This window comes from Agromyces sp. P2_B3 (assembly GCF_056404815.1).
Genome location: NZ_JBFUDH010000016.1, coordinates 1 through 14,950, shown reverse-complemented (window position 1 = coordinate 14,950; position 14,950 = coordinate 1). Strand labels below are relative to the sequence as shown.

Sequence of the window (14,950 nt, the reverse complement as noted above, 5' to 3'; positions counted from 1 at the left end):
GGTCCGGTGCGCACCTGCATGTGCGCAGCGCGAGACGCGACCGGTCACGAGCGCGCGACCACGCGCCAGCACCCGATGGGGCGCGCTGTTCGGTGGTGGTTACGCGACGGTCCTGATGGGGGTGCTGATGCGTTGCTGGTAGGTGCAGAGTGCACGGCCAAGCGCGCTGGACGGGACGCTGGCCGCAACGGGTTCGCCGGGTTCGCCTGGTTCCTTGTCGGCCGTGCGGAAGGCGTGGAGGAGGGAGGTGCCGGTGGGGTCGTGGCGGCTGCCGAAGATGATGTTCACGAGCGCGTCGAAGTGCGCCCCGGTAAGCGGGGTGGGGAGGGTGCCGGGGTCGATGTAATCGAAGCGGCGGTGGCTGGCTCCGCCGCGCGGGGGGCAGTGCAGCAACCAGGTGATGGTGTCCGCGACCGCAGGCCTGAGCGCCGGCGGGGTGTAGTCAGCGAGGACCCGGGTGATGTGGGCCTCAGCGCGTTCGAAGAAGCCGTGCGGGTTCCCGTCCGGGTGGATGTGCTCGTCGTGGCCGTCGAGGCTGGTCAGGTACACCCTGACTGACTTCGTCGTCGACGCGTCACCGTCGATGGTAGTGCTGTCGTCGGTGACCGTTGTCCGGCCGGATTCCTTGGCGACGTGCTGGAAGCAGGACTGCCCGATGTACTTGTAGGGGTTGCCGGCCCGGTCGGCGGCAGCCACGGCGAGGGCGCAACCGTTGTCGAAGAGCCTGAACAGCACCACCTGAAACGCTTCGTCGGCGGTGTACGGGTAGTCCAGTCGCCAGGACTGGTCCTTCACGATCCGGGTGGGGGTGCCTTTCAGGCGGGTGTGGAACCACTTGTAGTCGGGGGTTCGTGTGAACCAGGTTGGGTTTTCCGCGAACTGGCGCAGCGCGGACCGGAATCGGGCTTGCTCGTCCACCGCGCTCATGCGCCGCCCAGCTCCGTGTTCACGGCGGACACGTGCGCGGCGAGGTTCCGCGCCGCGGCGACGACGACGGCCCAGCTCTGCGCGCCCGCGGGGTCGTTCCGGGCCGCGGCCGTCAATTCCTGCACGGTCAGCTTCGTGATCCGCTCTTCAGTGAGCGTCACCGCGGACACGACCGTGTGCACCGTGCGCTGAGCGCCGAGCTGGTCCGGGCTGAGCTCGAACAACGCGACCGTGTCGAAGTTCTCGACGAGCTGCTTGACCTGCTTGTAGAGTCCGTCGACCTTGCCGCCGGCGTCGATCTGCTCGAGCGCGTCCGCCGCTACCGTCCGGATCTGTTCGGGGAGGTCCGGACGTGCAGCCCAGTCGTCGAGCTGCAGGATCGAGGGCAGCACCGAGTAGTGGGGTCCGAAGATCGCCTTGATCACCGCACGCGCGTCGTCAGGGCCGGCGAGGAGTCCATGGACCGCCGGGGAGAATCGCGACCACTCGGCAGGTTCCGCAGAATCTGCAGAAGCTGAACCCCACAACGTAGCTTCCGCAGAATCTGCAGAACCTCCGCCACTCCCCCGCGCAGCCGCGCGACGCTTGCCACCCTGGGACTGCCGCGCGGCACGGCGTGCGTCCAGAACCGGCTGGAGCACATCCCGGCACCACCGCGCGCCCGCGACCGGCGACTTCACCTCGTCAACACGCACCCGCAGGGCCGGCAACACGCCACCATCCCCGGCGGCGGCGGCCGCCAACGACGACGCAATCCGCTCCGCCGCATCAAAGCCCCCCTCGCTGCGAACGGTGAGGTCGAGCTCAACGAACGGGACCGTCCCCAGATGTCTATTCATCGACACTCTCGTTCGAATCGTCTCGCACGAAGGCAAGCAGTAGCCAGTTCCATCTATCTCGCCTTTCGCCACTCGTGACCTGCTCCGCTTCCGGATGGAGCATGGGTGTGTATTTACGTAAGCAACTCAAATATGAGTCGCTAAATAGCATAGTCACTGATCCGTATTTGGCGAGACTTGCCATGAGTGCTTCTCAATTACGTACTGTCTGTGTTGTGGGCAGACGAGGCACCGGGCAAGCGGGCGACCTGTCGATGCGCCTCGCGTTGGCGGTGGAACGCAAACGCGAGGATCTCGGCATGTCCGTTCAGCGGCTCATCGCCGATGCCGGCTTCTCTGCCTCATACTTCTACTCGCGCATGAACGGGAGCGCGCCGTTCAATGCCAACGACATTGAACGACTGTCGGGTGCGCTCGAATGCGCACCCGAAGAGCTCGTTCAGATGGCATTCGATGACGGTCGTACTGGTGGTCAGATCCGCGTGGATGGGGGCGAGCTCAGTCGTAGGCTGGGCTTCCTGCAAGTCAATACGGCCGTCGCGGATGGGGGCTTTGATTTCGCGAGCTTGTTAGCCCACGCTGCTTCAGCTGACGTAGACCTGACTCCCGAACTGTGGGCAACTCTCAACGAGGAATCCGGTGCCCTGAAAATCGATGAGCTCGTTCTGGAGGCGGTCGCAGACTACTTCGATGTGCAGCCCGCGTACCTGATTCAGACAGGCTCCTCTGTCATCGCGGATCGGGTGGAAGCGGAGCTCGAGTTCGCGAAAGCTCTCCGCGACAAGGGTGTTAAGAAGATCTCGGCTCGCACTGTGGGCGAAGTCTCGCCTGCAGCCCTCCGTTCTATTGCGACTGCCATTCGCGCGATCAAGCCACGCGGGAGCCTGAGGAAGCCAGATTGAGCTCGCAGATCGGCGACGTTGAGGCGCGAGCTCGTGTCCTCCTCGGTTCCTTGCCGCTCGAGGTTCGGACTTCGCTCAGAGGCCTCATCGACCATGTCGGGCGCACCGTGGGCGCGCCAGTGCAGATCGATATGTTCGGCGACGAATCTTGGGAGAACGTTGCTGCGTTCTTTGTCCAGACTGACGACGCGGTGTCCATCATGTTGCGCTCCACGGATTCGGGCTTCCGGAAGGCGTTCGCAGTCGCCCATGAGTTGGCGCACCTCTTGCTTGAGCATCCGACGTGTTTGGCATTGAAGGAGCAGCTTCGGCCGCGGTACGGGGACGTGAAGTTGTGTCGATCGCGCCCGCTGTCGTTGGATGATCTCACGCCGGAGGAGCGCGTCTACGAAGAAGAGGCGGAGACGGTTGCTCGGTTGCTCGTAGCGGGGTGGAGGAGTCCGATTGACGACCACGCCGAGCGAGTTCTTCGATAGCCGAACATGTCACTGATTCACGCCGCCAGCTTTTGGGTGCTCGCTTTCGTCTCTCTCGTCCGTCTCCCGGTGGCCCTCGCGGATCCGAAATCGCAACTGTCATGGTGGGCGTCGTCGGCTGGTGCTCTCGCGATGTTCACGTTCGGAGCCGTCATTCCGCAGGAGGCCATGGACGCTCTAATGGGAGGGGGGCGCAACTACCTCAATCTTGCGCAGAATTTGCTCGCCACCATCGCATTCTGGTTCATGCTTCAGGCGGTCATCCAGTCTCAAGTCAACGACGGCGCTAGCTCTCTGCGAACGCAGCCCGAACGTGTTTTCATCCTCTCGTGGCGAGTTATCCGCTTCAGGCTGCGTCGGCTCCGCAGAGGGCTCGTCAGGCAGGTTCCCATCACGCGGTGGATTTGGTTGGGTGTCATCCTGGTGGCTTTCGCCGGGCCGTTCTTCTTGGTGCGCGACAAGGGGCCTACCTCGTTCCACGTCATCATCGAGCGGATCGATCAGCCGGCAATGTGGCTGTACGCGTCCGTCTACATGGCGGCGGTGGCGTATTTCGCGTCGATGATGCTCTGGCATCTCCATCCCCGCCACTCTGTGCCGCACTGGATTATGAAGCTTGGTGCCGGAGTTGTGCTGTTGGCGTGCGTCGACGAAGTCGCTTCCCTCACACTGGATCACCTCGACGCACCGTTGCCGGAACTGCGAGAGTTGCTGTACTCCGCGTTCAATGTGATTTTCTATCCGGGCGTTCTCATGATCGCAGCGGGAATGATCGCGTTCGGAATTACGCGAGGTGCCCGGTCCAAGTTGCACAATGCCGTGGCCCGCTATCTGGCCAAACGGTCGGTACCAGCCCAAGACGACGCAGCCGACCTGACGCAGGTGGTGATGTTCATCGGTGACCAGATCACGCGAGAGCCACGATCGGTTCGATTGCATCACCGTGCTGTCTACAAGTTCGGGTCTTGGCTTCTCGAGCGGCAGCTCCGGAAGGAAGCGATCCTGACCATAGAATCTGAGTACGCAACTGGAGCTGGCAATTGATTCCCCTGATAGTCCTCGTCGTTGCAGCCTCAGCTGGCCTAATCGCCGGCATCGTCTTTGCGGTCGCACGCAGGCTCATCGGGCCGGGGCGTCGCCGGCCCATCCAAGTCCATGAGATGGACCGTGAATCTGTGCTTCTCGACAGCTCAGCGGACACCCGCCATGACGGCGAGTTTGGTCTCTGGTTGAACGACGGGCGCGATCACGCCCTGATCGGTGAAGTCATCGCAGATCTCGGCGCCACCGTCCGTAGGCGAGTGATCGCCCTGCCGACGTCTCTCAGCTCTGTACCAATGCACGGCATCTGGACAGGCCACGTCTTCCCAAACCCAGCAGCGATATCTGAATCCGCAACTGAGATTCAGATCGCAACCGCCCTCGGGCCGGCACCCGCGTGGGAGATTCGGCGCGATTCAGATGTCTGGGTCATCCACATTCATGGGCTCCGCACTACCCGCATCACCGCACTTCGCTCGGTACCTGCCGCCGAAGCAATCGGCGCCAACTCGCTCGTGCCCTCCTTCCGCGGCGACGGGGAGGCGCCCGATGTCCCCAAGGGCCTGTCATCTCTCGGGCAGGAAGAGTGGCAGGACATCGACGCCGCGATTCAATACGCGGTCGCTGAGGGCGGACGGCGGATCATTCTCGTCGGATGGTCCATGGGGGCAGTCCCCGCACTTCTTGCCAACGAGCAGGCCGCGCAACGCAACAGGATCGACAGCCTGGTGCTCATCTCGCCCGTCACCAAGTGGCGGTCCGTCATCATGCACAACGTCAAAACGGCACACCTTCCCCGATGGATCGGCTCCGCGGTGATCTGGGCTCTCCAGAACCGAGTCATGAGCGGGCTGATCGGGCTACGTCAGCCGATCGGCGTGGACGGCTTGAACTGGATTGACGAACGACCACTCACCGTCCCCACGCTCGTGATCCATTCAGAAGGCGACGACGAAGTTCCGTTCCGCCTTTCGCAGCAGTTCGCGGCTGCACATGCAGGACTCGTCTACCTGGCCAAAACACCGCCAGCCGCACATGGATGGGGATACAACGTTGATGCTCAGGGCCAGACACGTCTAATCGCATCGTGGCTCACTCACCGGGGTTTGTCTAATTAGATTCCACTGTTAGCTATTATCTCAGTGTGCGGAATATCAGGCGGGACTCCTGGGGTGTTATGCCCACGGGTCTATTGGGCGTGTGCGGTGGTGTTACGTGCTTGTTCGAGGTCGTAGCGCATTTGCATGCGGAGCCAGAGTTCGGCGGTTCCGAGGGAGTTGGTTTCCAGGCGCAGGGCGAGTGCGGGGGTGATACTCGCGTGTCCGTTGAGGACTCGCGAGAGTTGGACCCTGGAGATCCCGAGCTTCAGTGCTGCCTCGGTGATCGTCAGTCCCAGTCCTTCGGGTCCGATGTTCTCGGCGAGTACTTCGCCGGGGTGTGGCCGGTTGTGCATGGTCCGCTCCTTCCCGGAAGGTCGTGTTCAGTTTGGTCAGTGGTAATCGAGGTAGTCCACGAGCACCACGTCTTCACGGTCGAAGGTGAATACGATGCGCCAGTTGCCGTTGACCTTGACGGCGTAGTGGCCGGCCAGGTCGCCCTTGAGTTGGTGAAGGGCGAACGCGGGCAGGTCGACGTCAGCCGGTACTGCCGCGTCCTCGAGGACAGTCAGGATGAGGCGGAGGCGTCGTGCATGTTGCGGCACGATCCCGCGCACCGAGCCGGAGCGGTAGAACTCTCCGAGCCCCTTGTGCACGAAGCTCTTGATCACACCCGAGTGTATCGCGTAACGCTACACGATACAACTGGGCCTGTCTCTGCGTGGCGCGCTAGACCGACGGCAGATACGGCCGATAACGCCACCCACTCCCCCGCCGGCCGCGACGTCGCGACACGCCGAGGGTTCGTGGTGCAGAACCCTGTGGCGAATCACGGTGGTGCGAAACGGGCTGTGGTGACGGGTTCTGCTACGTTCGGCGCGTGGGAGAGCTTCTCGGATATGCACGGGTCTCGACGGCCGAGCAGGACGTCGCCCTCCAGGTCGACGCGCTCACCGCGGCCGGCTGTGCGAAGGTGTTCGTCGACGTCGGGTCCGGTGCGATCGCGGAACGTCCCGATCTGGCACGCCTGCTCGAGTACGCCCGCCCCGGGGACACGCTCGTGGTGTGGCGGTTGGACCGGCTTGGCCGGTCCCTGCGCCACCTCGTCGACCAGCTGCATCACCTCGAGGGCCGCGGGATCGAGTTCCGCTCCCTCACCGAACAGATCGACACGTCCACGCCCGGTGGCCGGCTCATCTTCCACGTGTTCGCGTCCCTTGCGGAGTTCGAACGCGACCTCATCCGGGAACGCACCAACGCTGGCCTCGCATCAGCCCGCGCCCGCGGCCGCACCGGAGGCCGGCCCCGCAAGCTCACCCCACACCAGGTCGCAGCCGCCCAGCACATGCTGCAAACCAGCGGCCTCACCGCCGACACCGTCGCCGCGGCGTTCGGTATCAACCGGTCAACGCTCTACCGCGCCATCAGACGACACCTCAGCAACGCAAGCACCGTTCACGACTGACCCCTTCCCCCCGCGCCTCACGAGTCCTACGCTCAGCCCTGAGTGGTCTTCCGATCACCGCACCCGCCTTGGCCCTCCTCCCCCGGAGCAGTTCTCACCGAACACAAGGCGGGTGCGGCTCGGTAGGCGGCCTTGTAGCGAGGTTGCGGCGTGTCTCCGTGACTTAATGCTTGCGCAAGGGTTAAGTCGCGGTATGGCAGTCAGACGACGTCCTCGCGGGACTTTGCTCGACCCCGTGAACATGGGGTATCAGGTCGAGCGCGTATCGAAGGAACAGTTCGACGCGATCGCTGAACGGGCGGGCGTTTCGTCCGCCGTCCTTTTCGAAGCCGTCGTCGAGCATCTGGAGCTGACTGACCAGGGCATCCCAACCTGGTGGACGCCTCTGCCGCGTGATGGGGAGTTGCCTATCGACTCGCCTTAACGAGAGAGGCCCGCCGCTGATGCGACGGGCCTGAAGCTCTGGCTCGAACCTGCCCAAGTTTGGCGACTTACAGGTTCTGAGCTCTTTTCCAACAAGTGCACCGCTTACCAGGCGGGGCTTTGTCGTACCCACTCCCAAGGAAGTTGGTGCCCCCATAGTAACCCACCCTGTGCCAACTACGGCCAGTTCACGCTCGGGCGCGTCGCTCTCCGCCGTGCAGCGTGCGTGGCTGGTCTCGCCAGACGCTCCGAGCGCGGCCGAGCGGACCGCTTTCAGGCTGAAGCCCGCAGCTGAGCGGCCTGCGTGTATGGCTGTCGGTAAGGACGCTGTCACCGGCGGACGAGTGTGGTGCTCCTTGGCGTGGGATTTGTTCCGTTTCGTGAGCTGGATCTCGCGCGAACGGGCTGCCGGGCGGCGACACGGAACCGGCAACGATTCGTACGCTAAGGCGGCTCGTGTGGGCGGCTTAGCGTACTCTGGGCGCCCTTTTCCCTCGCGCCCTGGCGTACGGAGCGCGAATTGGGGTTGCGGCAGAAGTAGCGCGAAATCCTACGGTAGGCGTCGGCGTGGTGGATCTGTGGTGTTCGATCCTTTCCTCCTGATCCCGAGGTCCCCGCCCGCTGCTGGCTCCTTGTCACCTTGGGGCACGTTCAGGGGCACGGCGCCGTGGAGTGTCGGGCTGTGGTGAGTGTGGCGGCCGCGCGTACGGATGACTGGTTGGTCAGCCTGGATGAGGCGGCCGCGTGTGTCGTGGAGACCCGCCCCGCTCCCCCGCTCGTGGCCGCCCCGTCCCGGCCGGTGCTGCGTGCGGTCTTGGCCACGGCTCTGGTGTTGTCGCAGCCTGGCCCGGAGGCGCAGCCGAGGAGCTGGTCGCTGCCAGTCCCGGAGGACGCCTACGCGCAGATCCCGTGCTGGTGGGGGCGTGAGCACTGGTTCGACTCCCTGATGGACGCCCTGGCCACCGCGACCGGTGAAAACATCCGGACCAAGTGGAAGGTGAAGGCCGGCACCCTGTTGGCGATCGCGGCCGCGTACCGGCAGTATGCGAACCCGCACACCGGCCGCGGCGTCACCGTCGCCCACGACACCCTCGCCGCTCTCGTAGACCGGAGTGCGAAGACGGTGCAGCGCGCGACCAGAGCGCTCGAGGAACTCGGCTTCGCCGTCACCCTCGCGTACGGTCGGAACATCCTCTCCGCGGACGAGAAAGCCCAAGCCATGGCCACCCACGGCGGCAGGCAGACCGCGGCCGCGAACGTAGTGGCCCTCACTGTCCCCGCACCCAGCCACCCTGTGGACAACCCGGCGCCCGCGGGCGCCCCCGCTGAACAAAATGTCCACCTAATCACCCCGCCCCCCGTTCACAACCCTCCTTGCGATATTCCGAAACGGCAAACGCGCGCAAGCGCGCACTCGGAGGCCCCTCCGGGGCCCCAGCCTGATGCAACCAGAGTCGAAGTCGAGCGGGCAGGTGAGCGTTGTGAAGGTGGTCGCGAGTTTGGAGTGCACCGGTACTTGGCAGAACTGGACCGGTACTACGACAACACCCTCGGCGACGGACACCACATCGGCCAGTTGGACCGGTTGCTGCGTCGCGCGGGAGTCGACATCACACTCTGGTCGGTACGGGAGCTCACCAGCCGCATCGATACCGTGTACCCGGACAGTCACGACCGGCTGCTTGCCGCCGCAGACGCGCTGCGGTACTTCGGATGGATGATCCGCCACGCCATCACCCCCGGCGAAACCCCACCCACCACTCTCGGCCGCGAACAGCAGGAACGCGACACCGAACGGGCGCGGGACGCCGATGCCCGCCGTGTGGAGGCCGCGCGGATCGCCGCGATCAAACAGGACGAGGTCACCCAGATCAAAACCAACTCAGACACACAACTCCACGGCAGACGGCGCGACCACGACCTGGTCACCACGCACCTACTCGGCCCCGGACGAAGGCCAGAAGACTTCCCCGCGCACACCCAACAGCTCTACCAGCGGGTCATCGGGATGCACCACCAGCTCACCAGGCGCGGGTGGATCCTCAACTATGCTGAGCTCGACACCCGCCTCGAATGGGCTTGGCCCGCTTCTTACCTCGCCGACGTCGACGACGAGTGCTGGGACGCCACCACCATCAGCTTCACTCCCCCACAGCAACTCCCCGCCGACCACGTATTCACCATCGGGTACGCCGGCCAAGCGTGGGACACAGAGCGTCAGGTCACCGACATCGAGCTCGATGTGATCTCAATCGCCCCGTAACGAACGCATTCAGGCGGTCGTCACGTTGAACGCGGGCTGTGGCCCGAGTTCACCTTGGTGTCATGGGACTATGTACGGCGGCAGGACTTCACCGGTTTCGAAGTATTCGTCTACTTTGCGGGTGCAGTCGTTACAGGCGCGCCCACGGTTTTGGTCGAATGAGGTGGGGAGCAGGGCTTCGACGCGAACCCCGCATAGCGCCGTCCATCGGTTCAACTGGCCCTCGTGAAACCACGGCGATGCTGGGCCTGGCGCTCGGACTGCGGCGGCGTGTTCGACTTGGTCGTCGTAGACGGCCGGGCGACCGCGAGCGGCCGCGTAATGCGTGTGGGCGATGACAATTCGGGGTGCGCTGGTCACATATTTTAGTATGCCAGTGCAGGTTCTGGACGCTGGGCTCGCTACGGCCCCCGCCGTGCCCGCCGCGAGGGCGTATCGGTGCTGCCGCATGCTGATTACGCCCGGCCTCCTCGATGGCCATGAACGATTCAGCTGATCGGGGCGTTGTCAGGGTGTTGCTGAGTTCTCGGGGTGGGCGTACGCGGACAGTGCGCGGGTGATGAGTTCGCTCGGCGATCCGGCTGCCCCTTGTTCGAGGAGGGTGGCGATCAATGTGCGGGTGGGGACGGGCGCCGGGGGTGAGCCGCATCGGAACGGTCAGTCACGTTTAGACGGTGTGAGGGGCTGTGTTGGCGTGACTGACCGTTCTGATGCGGGTCGTTGCGCAGTTGTGGCGTAGGTTCGCCAGATGCCGGTGGAGTTCCTGACTGACGATGAGGTGTCCGTGTTCGGGAGGTTCACGGATACACCGTCGCGGGCGGATCTGGAGCGTGTGTTCTTCCTCGATGACGAGGACCTTGCGCTGGTCGCATCGCGGCGTGGGGACGCCTCGCGGCTTGGGTTCGCGTTGCAGCTGGTGACTGTGCGCTGGCTCGGGGCGTTTCTGGAGGATCCTCTGGATGTGCCGGCCGTGGTGCTGGATTTCGTGGCGGAGCAGTTGGGTGCCGATGACCCGTCCCGTGTGATCGGGTACGTTGAGCGGCGGACAACGCCGTTCGAGCATCAGCTGCTGATCCGGCAGGTGTACGGGTGGACGGAGTTCCCGGCGGCGGAGGCGGACTTCACCAGGTGGGTGTCCGCGCGGGCGTGGACGTCGGGCGATGGGCCGAAGGCGATTTTCGCTGACGGGGTGTCGTGGTTGCGGCAGCGGCAGGTGCTGCTCCCGGGTGTGACGACGCTAGTGCGCTTGGTTGCCAGGCTTCATCGGGAGACCGCGGAGCGGCTGTGGGGCGAGCTGGAGGTGCTGCTCGAGGTCGGCGAGCAGCATCTGTTGGACCGGTTGTTGGAGGTTCCGGCTGGGTCGCGGGTGTCGGTGTTGGAGCGGTGGCGCAAGGGCGTGACGCCCCGCGCGTCGGGACCGTCGATGATCAAGGCGTTGGACCAGGTCGCTGAGGTGACCGGGCTGGGGTTGGCACGGGTTGGTGTTGGGGGTGCTTGAGAATTCGGAGCTCAGAGTACGGCAGGTTCAACCGGTGGTCGCAACGGTTAGCTCTGCGAGTCTCTCATTCGGGGTGGCGTATCCGTAGCGCTTTCGGGGCCGGTTGTTGAGCTCGCGTGCGACGGCGTCGAGCTGGGCTTGGGTGAATGTGGCGAGGTTCGTGCCTCTGGGGAAGTACTGGCGGAGCAGCTTGTTTGCGTTCTCGTTCGAGCCGCGCTGCCACGGCGAACGCGCATCGCAGAAGTAGATCGGGACGCCGGTCAGAGTCGTGGTTTCGACGTGTCGGTGCATCTCGACGCCCTGGTCCCAGGTCAGTGAGCGGGTCAGGTGAGCGGGCATCGTGGTGAACAGGTCGACGAGCGCGTCGCTCATGACGTGAGCGCGGGGTTTGTGGTTGCCGATGCGGAGCAGGGTGATCACGCCGGTGGCCCGGTCGACGAGCGTTCCGATGGCGGACTTGTTGGCCTTGCCTGTGATGAGGTCGCCCTCGATGTGCCCCGGTATCTGGCGGCCGGTGGCGTCGGCCGACCTTTCGCGGAGCGGCACCATGTTCTGGATGTGACCGGTCCGAGAGTTCGGTGATCGACGCGGCCGTCGGCATCGTCGCCCGGTGCGAGTCAACGCAGCCTCCCGCCTAGTGAAGCGGCCTAGCCGGTCACGATAGATGGCCTGGTAGATGCTCTCGTGCGATATCCGCATGGTCGGGTCATCGGGGAACTGCCGGGCGAGCCGGCCGCTGATTTGGTCGGGCGAGAGCCGCTGTGCGAGGTCATGCAGGACGCGACGTCGAAGAGGTCCCGTCTGCAGCAACCGCGCCGGCTTCGGACGGCGGGCATTGTTGAACGCGATCCGGTGCGCGGTCGTCGCCCGATAGCTGTTGCGCCCGATAACACCACGCCGTAATTCCCGGCTGATGGTCGACGGGGACCGCCGCAGATGGGTTGCGATCTGGCGGACGCCGAGCTTCTGGGCGCGAAGAACCATGATCTCTTCACGCTCAGCGAACGAGAGCACTCGGGATCGGCCGGCGCGGGCGCTGGCCGGCCTGATGCCGCCGTGCTCGTCGAGGTGGTTGTAAACGGCAGTGTGCTTCCAGTCGAGCAGTTCCGCGATCTCATCGCCTGTCATTCCACGCGTGCGCAGATCCCAGAGCTTCGACGTGACTTCAGGAACCAAACGCTCCGAAAACCGACCCGCGTGAACCGACACCGACATCCTCCAACACTCTCAAGTGTTGCGACCACCGGTTGAACCTGCCTACGCTAAGCCGAATTCTCGGGCGGGGTTGGCGTACTCTGAGCTCCGAATTCTCAGAGCTTGGGTGTGGGGCGGAGGGTTCGGTAGCGGCCGGGTTTGATGGGGTTGCGCCAGGTGTAGTTGCCGGTGAGGTTGATGTGTTCCCAGCCGAGCGGTGAGAGGTGTCGGAGCAGCGCCGGCGCGGGCGCAGGGTCGTGGGTGGTGAGGGTTTGGATTGCGCGGTCGAGGTAGACGGTGTTCCAGAGGACGATCGCTGCGGTGAGCAGGTTGAGTCCGGAGGCGCGGTAGCGCTGTTGCTCGAATGAGCGGTCTCGGATCTCGCCGAGTCGGTTGAAGAATACGGCGCGGGCGAGGGCGTTTCTGGCTTCGCCTTTGTTCAGGCCGGCTGTGGTGCGACGGCGGAGGCCGGGGTTCTGGAGCCAGTCCAGGATGAAGCGGGTGCGTTGGAGGCGGCCGAGTTCGCGGAGCGCCCGGGCGAGGCCGTTTTGGCGGGGGTAGGCGCCGAGTTTGCGGAGCGGTTCACCGACCCCCAGCGCGGTTCGCGGTGTGGGGGTGTGCGTGTGCTGCCCTGGTTACCGGGTTTGGTTACCGCGTGTGGGGGCTGGTGCGGTGGCGGCGGCGAAGCAGGAGCCCGCCGAGGAGTGTGAGGAGCAGGCTGACAGCGATCGCGGGTGTCGGGTCGAACCCGGTTTGCGCCATCCCACCAGCCGGCGTCGACGGTGCCGCCGGGGCGACAGGCTCAGCCGTGACCTCAACAGTGGCCTGCCCGCTGACCGGGCCAGCGTCCGTCGGGTAGGTGCCCGTGATGGTGCGCGGTCCCGGGGTCGTGAACCGGATCGTGTTGCCCGTCACCACATCCGTGGACACATCACTGGTGAACACGGTCTCCGCAGTGACATCCCTGATCGGGACACCGTCCGCGTCGACCGCGGTCGCGGTGAACGTCGCCGTCCCGCCCTCATCTACGGCCGAGGTAGAGGCCGTCACCGTCACCGACCTGGTGGCCGCCGTGACCGTGAGTACCGTGACATCCGTGCTTCCCGCCGATGGCAGCCAGGTCCCAACGCCCGGGATGAACTCACCAGTCAGCGTGTGAGCGCCCGCGGTCGGGGCCTCCCACTCCAGATCCGCCTGGCCGGTGCCGTCCACCGCGACCGGGTCCCCGGACGGGGTCCCGTCCACGAGCAACTGCACCTGACCAGTCGGGGCCGGCCCAGCCGACGCACTCACCTGAACCGGAACCACGATCGTACGCCCCGCAACAAGAATCCCAACCGGACCACTCAACACCGTCGTCGTCGGCACCACCACGAACAACACCGTCGCGCTACTGCTGCCCGCGGTGCCGTTCAGCGTGAACCCGACCGTCGCAGTCCCGGGGGTCGTCCCCGACGTGAGCGTCGCCGTGTAGGTGCCGTCACCGTTGTCCGTGACCGCACCCAGCGCACCCAGGTCGGTGGACATCGTGACCGTGTCACCACCGACCCCGACCGGGTTCCCGTTCACATCAAGGGCCGTGACCGTCACCACTGAGGTGGAGGTCCCGTCCGCGGGAATACTGCCCGGCGCGACGGTGATCGTGGACGTGGTCACGTCCGGGACACCAGCGGTGAACACCACAGTCGTGGTATCGGTGCCGGGGACCGTGTTCAGCGTGAATCCGAGGGTCGCGGTGCCCGCCGCAGTACCCGACGTCAACGTCGCCGTGTACGTCCCATCACCGTTGTCGGTGACCGCACCCAGCGCACCCAGGTCGGTGGACATCGTGACCGTGTCACCACCCACCCCGACCGGGTTCCCGTTCACATCAAGGGCCGTGACCGTCACCACTGAGGTGGAGGTCCCGTCCGCGGGAATCGTGCTGGGCGCGGCGGTGATCGTGGACGTGGTCACGTCCGGGACACCAGCGGTGAACACCACAGACGTGGTATCCGTACCCGGGACCGTGTTCAGCGTGAATCCGAGGGTCGCGGTGCCCGCCGCAGTACCCGACGTCAACGTCGCCGTGTACGTCCCATCACCGTTGTCGGTGACCGCGCCCAGCGCGCCCAGGTCGGTGGTGATCGTGACGGTGTCACCACCGACCCCGACCGGGTTCCCGTTCACATCCAGGGCCGTGACCGTCACCAATGAGGTGGAGGTCCCGTCCGCGGGAATACTGCCCGGCGCGACGGTGATCGTGGACGTGGTCACGTCCGGGACACCAGCGGTGAACACCACAGACGCGGTATCGGTGCCGGGGACCGTGTTCAGTGTGAACCCGACCGTCGCGGTGCCCGCCGTGATACCTGACGTGAGGGTTGCGGTGTAGATGCCGTTGCCCACGTCCGTGACGGCACCGATCGTGCCGAGGGTGGTGGTGATCGTGACCGTGTCACCACCCACCCCGACCGGGTTGCCGTTACTGTCAAGCACGGTGACGGTGACCGTGGACGTGGATCCCCCGTCCGCGGGAATCGTGGTAGGTGCCGCGGTGATCGTCGATGTGACCGGGTCCGGAAACACCACGAGCACAACTTGGGTGGTATCCGTACCCCCGGTGCCATTCAGCGTGAACCCGACCGTCGCGGTGCCCGCCGTGATGCCCGACGTCAACGTGGCGGTGTATGTCCCGTTGCCCACATCCGTGACCGCGCCCAGGGTACCCAGCGTGGTCGACATCGTGACCGTGGCGCCCCCGGTCCCGACGGGGTTGCCGTTCACATCGAGCACGGTGACCGTGACCGTGGATGTGGATGTCCCGTTCGCGGGGATACTGCCCG

General features: G+C 65.1%; 14 protein-coding genes and 1 pseudogene. 8 read left to right on the top strand and 7 right to left on the bottom strand.

Going from position 1 to position 14,950, the window contains the following annotated elements:
* Positions 1–99: 99 nt before the first annotated feature.
* Positions 100–927, bottom strand: a complete 828-nt coding sequence (locus tag AC1DZA_RS17125; protein ID WP_476773648.1) for a hypothetical protein — start codon at positions 925–927, stop codon at positions 100–102.
* On the bottom strand, positions 924–1,766 hold the full coding sequence (locus AC1DZA_RS17120; RefSeq protein WP_476773647.1) for a hypothetical protein: 843 nt from the start codon (positions 1,764–1,766) through the stop codon (positions 924–926). The genes AC1DZA_RS17125 and AC1DZA_RS17120 overlap by 4 nt, the downstream gene beginning before the upstream one ends.
* 101 nt (positions 1,767–1,867) lie before the next feature.
* On the opposite strand from AC1DZA_RS17120, the gene AC1DZA_RS17115 reads away from it, so the two are divergent.
* From AC1DZA_RS17115 to AC1DZA_RS17100, 4 genes are all read left to right on the top strand, one after another.
* Positions 1,868–2,668 (top strand): helix-turn-helix domain-containing protein, encoded by an 801-nt coding sequence (locus tag AC1DZA_RS17115; RefSeq protein ID WP_476773646.1) that lies wholly within the window; start codon positions 1,868–1,870, stop codon positions 2,666–2,668.
* On the top strand, positions 2,665–3,144 hold the full coding sequence (locus AC1DZA_RS17110) for an ImmA/IrrE family metallo-endopeptidase (protein WP_476773645.1): 480 nt from the start codon (positions 2,665–2,667) through the stop codon (positions 3,142–3,144). Before AC1DZA_RS17115 ends, AC1DZA_RS17110 begins: the two co-directional genes overlap by 4 nt.
* A 6-nt stretch (positions 3,145–3,150) precedes the next feature.
* Positions 3,151–4,188, top strand: a complete 1,038-nt coding sequence (locus AC1DZA_RS17105; protein WP_476773644.1) for a hypothetical protein — start codon at positions 3,151–3,153, stop codon at positions 4,186–4,188.
* A 131-nt stretch (positions 4,189–4,319) separates the two neighbouring features.
* A complete protein-coding gene (locus AC1DZA_RS17100) occupies positions 4,320–5,303 on the top strand; it encodes an alpha/beta hydrolase family protein (RefSeq protein ID WP_476773643.1) in 984 nt (327 codons plus the stop codon).
* Between the two features lie 71 nt (positions 5,304–5,374).
* On the opposite strand, the gene AC1DZA_RS17095 is transcribed toward AC1DZA_RS17100, so the two are convergent.
* Both AC1DZA_RS17095 and AC1DZA_RS17090 read right to left on the bottom strand, forming a co-directional pair.
* Complete coding sequence (locus AC1DZA_RS17095) at positions 5,375–5,638, bottom strand: HigA family addiction module antitoxin (protein WP_476773642.1); 264 nt, start codon at positions 5,636–5,638, stop codon at positions 5,375–5,377.
* 36 nt (positions 5,639–5,674) lie between these two features.
* Entirely contained in the window at positions 5,675–5,953 is a 279-nt protein-coding gene (locus AC1DZA_RS17090; protein ID WP_476773641.1) for a type II toxin-antitoxin system RelE/ParE family toxin, read from the bottom strand.
* A gap of 209 nt (positions 5,954–6,162) precedes the next feature.
* On the opposite strand from AC1DZA_RS17090, the gene AC1DZA_RS17085 reads away from it, so the two are divergent.
* From AC1DZA_RS17085 to AC1DZA_RS17070, 4 genes are all read left to right on the top strand, one after another.
* A complete protein-coding gene (locus AC1DZA_RS17085) occupies positions 6,163–6,747 on the top strand; it encodes a recombinase family protein (RefSeq protein ID WP_476773640.1) in 585 nt (194 codons plus the stop codon).
* A 241-nt stretch (positions 6,748–6,988) separates the two neighbouring features.
* Complete coding sequence (locus AC1DZA_RS17080) at positions 6,989–7,171, top strand: hypothetical protein (protein ID WP_476773694.1); 183 nt, start codon at positions 6,989–6,991, stop codon at positions 7,169–7,171.
* 717 nt (positions 7,172–7,888) lie between these two features.
* Positions 7,889–9,433, top strand: coding sequence for a hypothetical protein (locus AC1DZA_RS17075; protein WP_476773639.1), 1,545 nt, complete (start codon positions 7,889–7,891; stop codon positions 9,431–9,433).
* A gap of 748 nt (positions 9,434–10,181) precedes the next feature.
* Complete coding sequence (locus AC1DZA_RS17070) at positions 10,182–10,931, top strand: DUF4158 domain-containing protein (protein ID WP_476773638.1); 750 nt, start codon at positions 10,182–10,184, stop codon at positions 10,929–10,931.
* A 27-nt stretch (positions 10,932–10,958) separates the two neighbouring features.
* Here the strand turns inward: AC1DZA_RS17070 and AC1DZA_RS17065 are convergent, their stop codons facing one another.
* The 3 genes and pseudogenes from AC1DZA_RS17065 to AC1DZA_RS17055 form a co-directional block, all read right to left on the bottom strand.
* Entirely contained in the window at positions 10,959–12,146 is a 1,188-nt protein-coding gene (locus AC1DZA_RS17065) for an IS30 family transposase (protein ID WP_476773637.1), read from the bottom strand.
* Between the two features lie 95 nt (positions 12,147–12,241).
* Positions 12,242–12,703: pseudogene (locus tag AC1DZA_RS17060) on the bottom strand (Tn3 family transposase); the annotation flags it as partial.
* A gap of 70 nt (positions 12,704–12,773) precedes the next feature.
* The gene (locus AC1DZA_RS17055) at positions 12,774–14,891 is read right to left on the bottom strand and encodes an invasin domain 3-containing protein (RefSeq protein WP_476773693.1); all 2,118 of its coding nucleotides are present in this window, start codon (positions 14,889–14,891) and stop codon (positions 12,774–12,776) included.
* Positions 14,892–14,950: the final 59 nt, after the last annotated feature.